This is a genomic window from Stenotrophomonas sp. 2YAF22 (assembly GCF_052114665.1).
GTDB lineage: Bacteria > Pseudomonadota > Gammaproteobacteria > Xanthomonadales > Xanthomonadaceae > Stenotrophomonas > Stenotrophomonas indicatrix.
The window spans coordinates 1-7,065 of sequence record NZ_JBFRFE010000169.1 but is presented as its reverse complement, the minus strand read 5'-3'; the positions used below and the strand labels follow the sequence as shown (position 1 = coordinate 7,065).

Here is a 7,065-nt window from a genome sequence, read left to right as displayed (position 1 = left end):
GGCTGAAGATCTTGCCCGTGGCCAGGCCGCGTGCGCCCTGCGCGCTCGGGGATTCCTGGACGTAGAGCAGCCACTCGTCCTGGACAACATCGACTGGAACGCACTGGAGGCGCAGATCCATGCGCGGCTGCCGGTGCTGGAGGGCGCGCACTGATGGCCGACAGCTTCCTGTTCTACGACCTGGAAACCTTCGGCCAGGATCCACGTCGTACCCGTATCTCCCAGTACGCGGCAATCCGTACCGACAGCGACCTCAATGAGATCGACACGCCGGTCAGCTTCTTCGTTCGCCCAGCCGATGATCTGCTGCCCTCGCCGATGGCGACGATGGTCACCGGCATCACTCCGCAGCAGGCGCTGGCTGAAGGCATCAGCGAGGCCGAGGCGTTCGATCGGATCAATGAGCAGCTCTCGCGCCCCGGTACCTGCGCGCTGGGCTACAACACCCTGCGCTTCGACGACGAGTTCATCCGCTACGGCCTGTTCCGCAACTTCCACGACCCGTACGAACGCGAGTGGCGCAACGGCAACTCGCGCTGGGACCTGCTGGACATGCTGCGGCTGATGCACGCCATCCGCCCGGACGGCATCCACTGGCCCGAGCGCGAGGACGGCGCCGCCTCGTTCAAGCTGGAGCATCTGGCCGAGGCCAACGGCGTGCGCGAGGGCGATGCCCACGAAGCGCTGTCGGACGTGCGCGCGACGATCGGCATGGCGCGCCTGTTCAAGCAGTCGCAGCCGCGCCTGTGGGACTACGCGCTGAAGCTGCGCGACAAGCGTTTCGTCGGCAGCCTGCTCGACATCACCGCACTGAAGCCGGTGCTGCATATCTCGATGCGCTACCCGGCCATCCGCCTGTGCGCGGCACCGGTGTTGCCGCTGGCGGTACATCCGACCATCAACAACCGGGTAATCGTGTTCGACCTCGACGGCGACATCGATGACCTGCTGGAACTGCCCGCCGAAGTGATCGCCCAGCGCCTGTACCTGCGCGCCAGCGAACTGCCCGAAGGCGTAGCCCGGGTACCGCTGAAGGAAGTGCACCTGAACAAGGTGCCGGCGCTGGTGGCCTGGAACCACCTGCGCGCCGATGACCACGCACGACTCGGGCTGGACGTGGCAGCGATCGAGGCCAAGGCCGAAAGACTGCGCGCGTTCGCACCGCAGCTGGCCGAGAAGGCGCGCCAGGTCTACAACCAGCCGCGTGCGGCGAGCGTCTCCGACGTGGACGCTTCGCTGTACGACGGCTTCCTCGGTGCCGGCGACAAGCCGCTGCTGGCACTGGCACGGACCACGCCACCGGAACAGTTGGCTGCACTGGAAGGCCGCTTCCGCGACCCGCGCCTGCCGGAACTGCTGTTCCGCTATCGCGCCCGCAATCATCCCGACAGCCTCGCACCGGAAGAACGCGAACGCTGGAAAGCCTATCGCCGCCAGCGCCTGTTCGGCGAGGAAGGCATGGGCGAACTCAACCTGACCCAGTACCAGCAGCAGCTGGATGCGCTGGCGGCCGAAGCACCCGACGACGCCCGCCGCGCCGCGCTGCTGCAATCGCTGCGCGACTGGGGCCAACACCTGCAGGAGGAGCTGTGAGCACCTATTTCTCCGATGCCAGTTTCAAGTTCCTGCGCAGCCTGGCGTTGCACAACGACAAGACCTGGTTCAACGACCATCGCCAGCAGTACGAAGACCACGTGCGGCAGCCGTTCCTGCGCCTGCTGGGCGACCTGCAACCGGCGCTGACCGAGGTCAGCGGACACTTCCGCGCAGACACGCGTGGCGTGGGCGGCTCGCTGTTCCGCATCCACCGCGACGCGCGTTTCTCCAACGACAAATCGCCGTACAAGACCTGGCAGGGCGCGCGCCTGTTCCATGAGCGCCGCCGTGAAGTGGCCGCGCCCTCGTTCTACGTGCACCTGCAGCCGGGCGAGAGCTTCGTCGGTGCCGGGCTGTGGCATCCCGAACCGGAAACCCAGCGCCGCGTCCGCCACTTCATCCTCGACAACCCGGGCAGCTGGAAGGCGGCTGCGCACGCACCGGCGCTGCGCAGGCGTTTCGACTTCGAGGAAACCGAGAAGCTGGTGCGCCCACCGCGCGGCTTCCCGGCTGACTTCGAGTTCATTGATGACCTCAAGCACCRCAACTGGGTGATGTGGCGTTCGCTGGACGATGCCACGATGACCGGCCCGCGCCTGCTGTCCACGCTCGGCAAGGACCTCGCGGCGTTGGGCCCGTTCGTCGACTACCTGTGCGCTGCGCTCGATCTGGAGTTCTGACCGGCGCCGGTGGCATTGCTGGGATCACCCGCCGTTCACCACCGGCAGCCGTACTTGCGGCAGGCTGTGCACCATGAAGAAGCTCATTGGCGCCCTCGTTCTGCTGATCGCTGTGGTGGCCGCCTGGTGGTTCGGCGGCCCCTACCTGACCGTGCATGGCCTGTCCAAGGCCATCGAACAACGGGACACCGCCCGTCTGGAGCGCTACGTGGACTTCCCACGCGTGCGTACCAGCCTGCGCGCCCAGCTCAATGACTACCTGGTGCGCCAGGCCGGCCCCGAGGTGGCTGCCAGTCCCTTCGGCGCGCTGCTGTACGGGTTGGGTGACCAGCTGGGCGGCGCCGCGGTGGACACGATGGTCACCCCCACCGGCATCGGCGCGATGTTGCAGGGCCACGTGCTGTGGAAGCGCGGCCGCAACGAACTGCAGGGCGGCGAGGCCTTGGGTGCAACCGAGCCGGCGCGACCGCTGAAGAACGCCGAACACCACTTCGAAGCCCTGGACCGCTTCGTGGTCGACGTCGATCGCGGCCCCGGCCAGCCGCCGTTGAAAGTAGTGCTGGAACCGCAGGGCCTGCGCTGGAAGGTGGTGGACCTGCAGTTGGGGATGTCAGGCACTCCGTAAGCGGTATGCCCGCCTTTGAGGACACTGATACAAACGACTGCCAACCAAGGTTGGCAACTACCGGGGCAAGCATCACCCCTCGTTGGCGACACCATGCGGCACATGGCCGGCAGCTACGTGTTCACGCGCACTGTCGATGTTGTGCTGCGAATCGTCAAAGAAGATATCGGCACCGAACGCCTGCAGGAACGGGCCCTTGTGTCGACCGCCAAGGAACAGCGCCTCGTCCAGGCGCACGCCCCATTCGCGCAGGGTGCGGATCACCCGCTCATGCGCCGGTGCCGACCGCGCAGTCACCAGCGCCGTGCGGATGGGCGCGCTGTCGCCGGCCGGGAACACTTCCTGCAACGTGTGCAGCGCAGAGAGGAAACCGCGGAACGGACCGCCACTGAGTGGCTCGCGCGCACGCTCGCGTTCGTGCCGGCCGAAGGCTTCCACGCCCTGCTCGCGCGAGATGCGTTCGCTCTCATCGCCGAAGATCACCGCATCACCATCGAACGCGATGCGCAGCTGCCCGGCCGGGCGGGTGATGTCGATCTGGTCGGCGGCAGCAGCAGCGGTCTCGCCCGGTGGCTTGGGCAGGATGGTTGCCGCGGCGATGCCGTGGCGCAGCGCGCTGCGCACCGATTCCGGATTGGCCGACAGGAACAGGTCGGTACCGAATGGCTTCACGTACGGCCAGGTGGGCTCGCCGGCGGTGAAGGTCGCGCGGATGATGCCCAAGCCGTAGTGCTGGATGGAATTGAAGATGCGCAGGCCGGTATCGGCCGAGTTGCGCGACAACAGGATCACTTCCACGCGCGGGTTCTCGGGGCTGGCGCCCTGGTTCAGCGCCAGCAGCTTGCGCACCACCGGGAAGGCTACGCCCGGCCCGAGGATGTCGTCCTCGTGCTGGCGCTGGTACTCGGCATAGGCAGCCACGCCATCGCTCTCGAACAGCGCATGGCTTTCTTCCAGGTCGAACAGCGCACGCGAGGTCACCGCGACGGTCAGCAAACGGGGGGAGTTGTCGCCCATCGGTGGGGTCCTTCAAGCGGTCGGCAGTGCCGGCCGCCTATTGTCGTCAAAAAACGAACTGTTCGCTCAGGATCCGGTCTTCGAGGTTGTGCTCCGGGTCGAACAGCAGGGTCACCCGGTGCTCGCGCGACTCGCGGATCGTCACTTCGACCACATCGCGGGTCTCGTGCGAATCGGCGGTGACGCTGACCGGACGCTTGTACGGATCGAGCACGCGGAAGCGCACTTCGGTGTCGGCCTTGAGGATGGCGCCGCGCCAGCGCCGCGGACGATACGGGGCCAGCGGCGTCAGGGCGATGGTGTGCGAGCCCAGCGGCAGCACCGGCCCATGCGCGGAGTAGTTGTAGGCGGTGCTTCCGGCCGGGGTGGCCACCAGCACGCCATCGCCGATCAGTTCGCCCACCCGCTCCTGGCCATTGAGGTCGATGCCGATATGCGCCGCCTGCCGGGTCTGGCGCAGCAGCGAGACGTCGTTGTAGGCGAGCGATCCGGTGGTGGTGCCCGATTCGGTCAGCGCCATCATTTCCAGCGGGCGCAGGTGGGCCGGCTCGGCACGGGCGATACGCGCGTGCACGTCGTCGTCGCCGCGGTACTGGTTCATGAGGAAACCCACCGTGCCCAGCTTCATACCGAATACCGGCCTGCCCAAGTGTCCGTGACGATGCAGGGTCTGCAGCATGAAGCCATCGCCGCCCAGCGGGCACAGCACATCGGCCTGGCCCGGGGCGTGGTCGCCATAGCGCGAGACCATCGCTGCGCGTGCCATCTGTGCAGGTTCGGTGGTACTGGCCAGGAAAGCGATGCGGGGGGTGTTGCTCATCGGTGGATCCGGGTGGGTGTGCCAGCAAGAGCATACCCGGTAGTGCCGGCCGCTGGCCGGCAACCGCCTATCTGCGGAGAGGCCCAAGAGGTTGCCGGCCAGCGGCCGGAGCTACCCCCAAAACAAGAACGGCCCCGCTTTCGCGGGGCCGTTCCGGTTCACGCATGCCAGGCGTGGCCTGGCACTACATCACTTACGCGCCGTGGGCAGCGAGCTGACCCAGGCGCTGCACCGCGACCGAAACGGTCGGGTAGTCCAGGGTCTTCTGCTCGGCCAGTTCGGCCAGCATCGCCAGGGTGAAGCGCAGGCTGCTGTCGTCACGACCGATCCACGCGGCCACCTTGGCTTCAGCGGTGCTGCCCTTGGTGGCCAGCACCTGACCGGCCAGGCTGCGGTGGTGTGCAGCCAGCTCGTCGCGCAACACGCCACGGGCCACGGCGTGCCAGCGGCCATTGACCTCCAGCGCGTCGATCTGCTCGAACAGCCAGGGCAGCTGCAGGGCATCGCCCAGGCGGAAGTGGATCTTGGACACATCCACCGGCTTCAGCTTGCGGGTACGGGCCAGTTCGATGATGTCGAACGCCGGTTCCAGGAAGTGCAGTTCGGCCAGCTGCTGTGCCAGCGCCGACGGCAGGCCCTTTTCCTTCCACTCGGCCACCAGGGCTTCGTAGGTCGGACGCTGCGAATCCGGCAGCACACCCGAAGCAACACGGATGTCGTTGAACGGACCCTGGTAGCGGTTGACCRCCTCGGTGATGCCCGGCATCGGGCCCGGGCGCGACAGCAGCCAACGCACGAACGAACGCTGCAGCTTCCAGATCACTTCCAGCGCGTCGATCTGTACCGACTCCGGAAGGGTGCCGTCGAGGGCGTCGATCTGCGCCCACAGCGCGCGTGCATCCAGCGTTTCGCGGCTGATGGTGTAGGCCTTGGCGACCTCGGCAATGGAACGGCCGGTGTCTTCCTGCATGCGCATCAGGAAGGTAGCGCCCATGCGGTTGATGGTCTGGTTGGTCACGGCCGTGGCGATGATTTCACGCTTCAGGCGGTGACGCTCCATCGCGTCGGCGTACTTCTTCTGCAGYGGCGTCGGGAAGTAACGCTGCAGTTCCTTGGACAGGTACGGATCTTCCGGGATGTCCGAATCCAGCAGCTGGGCGAACGCCACCAGCTTGGAATAGGACAGCAGCACCGACAGTTCCGGACGGGTCAGGCCCTGGCCGCGTGCCTTGCGCTGGGACAGTTCGGCATCGGACGGCAGGAACTCGATCTGGCGATCCAGCAGGCCCTGCTGTTCCAGGGTACGGATGAAGTGCTGCTTGGAACCCAGGCGCTTGACCGCCATCCGCTCCATCAGGCTCAGAGCCTGGTTCTGGCGGTAGTTGTCGTTGAGCACCAGTGCGGCGACTTCATCGGTCATCGATGCCAGCAGCTTGTTGCGCTGCTCGACGGTCAGCTTCTTGGCCCGCACCACATCGTTGAGCAGGATCTTGATGTTGACTTCATGGTCGGAGGTATCCACACCGGCCGAGTTGTCGATGAAGTCGGTGTTGAGCAGCACGCCAGCCTGGGCGGCTTCGATGCGGCCCAGCTGGGTCATGCCCAGGTTGCCGCCCTCGCCCACCACCTTGCAGCGCAGCTCGCCACCGTTCACGCGCAGGGCGTTGTTGGCGCGGTCGCCGACATCGCTGTGCTGCTCGCTGGCGGCCTTGACATAGGTACCGATGCCGCCGTTCCACAGCAGGTCGACCGGCGCCTTCAGGATGGCGCTCATCAGATCGTTCGGCGACAGCGCCTTGACGCTCTCGTCCAGGCCCAGCACCTCACGCACCTGCGGGGTGATCTCGATCGACTTCAGGCTGCGCGGATACACGCCGCCGCCCTTGCTGATCAGCTTGGCGTCGTAATCCGCCCAGCTCGAACGTGGCACGGTGAACAGACGCTCACGTTCGACGAACGTGGTCGCTGCATCCGGATTCGGGTCCAGGAAGATGTGGCGGTGGTCGAACGCAGCGACCAGGCGGATGTGGCGCGACAGCAGCATGCCGTTGCCGAACAYGTCGCCGGACATGTCGCCGACGCCAACCGCGGTGAAGTCCTGGGTCTGGCTGTCACGGCCCAGTGCACGGAAGTGGCGCTTGACCGACTCCCACGCGCCSYKSGCGGTGATRCCCATGCCCTTGTGGTCGTAACCGACCGAACCGCCGGAGGCGAACGCATCACCCATCCAGAAGCCGTGGGCAATGGCCAGGCCGTTGGCGATGTCGGAGAAGGTCGCGGTGCCCTTGTCGGCGGCCACCACCAGGTACGGATCGTCCATGTCATGG

Annotated in this window: 6 protein-coding genes; 3 read left to right on the top strand and 3 right to left on the bottom strand. The window is 66.5% G+C overall.

The window, feature by feature from the left end; genetic code table 11:
• Positions 1-153: 153 nt before the first annotated feature.
• From sbcB to AB4Y84_RS08860, 3 genes are all read left to right on the top strand, one after another.
• Complete coding sequence (gene sbcB, locus AB4Y84_RS08870) at positions 154-1,593, top strand: exodeoxyribonuclease I (RefSeq protein ID WP_442244322.1); 1,440 nt, start codon at positions 154-156, stop codon at positions 1,591-1,593.
• Positions 1,590-2,276 carry a DUF2461 domain-containing protein gene (locus AB4Y84_RS08865; protein WP_442250012.1) on the top strand — a complete coding sequence of 229 codons (687 nt, stop codon included), beginning with the start codon at positions 1,590-1,592 and terminating at the stop codon, positions 2,274-2,276. The genes sbcB and AB4Y84_RS08865 overlap by 4 nt, the downstream gene beginning before the upstream one ends.
• A 73-nt stretch (positions 2,277-2,349) precedes the next feature.
• The gene (locus tag AB4Y84_RS08860; protein ID WP_223495648.1) at positions 2,350-2,901 is read left to right on the top strand and encodes a DUF2939 domain-containing protein; all 552 of its coding nucleotides are present in this window, start codon (positions 2,350-2,352) and stop codon (positions 2,899-2,901) included.
• A 72-nt stretch (positions 2,902-2,973) separates the two neighbouring features.
• Here AB4Y84_RS08860 and AB4Y84_RS08855 read toward each other — a convergent pair whose 3' ends face one another.
• From AB4Y84_RS08855 to AB4Y84_RS08845, 3 genes are all read right to left on the bottom strand, one after another.
• Positions 2,974-3,918 (bottom strand): 5'-nucleotidase, encoded by a 945-nt coding sequence (locus AB4Y84_RS08855; RefSeq protein WP_033831508.1) that lies wholly within the window; start codon positions 3,916-3,918, stop codon positions 2,974-2,976.
• A 46-nt stretch (positions 3,919-3,964) separates the two neighbouring features.
• Positions 3,965-4,738: an NAD kinase gene (locus tag AB4Y84_RS08850; protein WP_442250011.1), complete on the bottom strand. Its 774-nt coding sequence runs from the start codon at positions 4,736-4,738 to the stop codon at positions 3,965-3,967.
• Positions 4,739-4,931: 193 nt separating this feature from the next.
• Positions 4,932-7,065 (bottom strand): NAD-glutamate dehydrogenase domain-containing protein (locus tag AB4Y84_RS08845; RefSeq protein WP_442250010.1); only part of this gene is annotated, 2,134 nt, incomplete at its 5' end.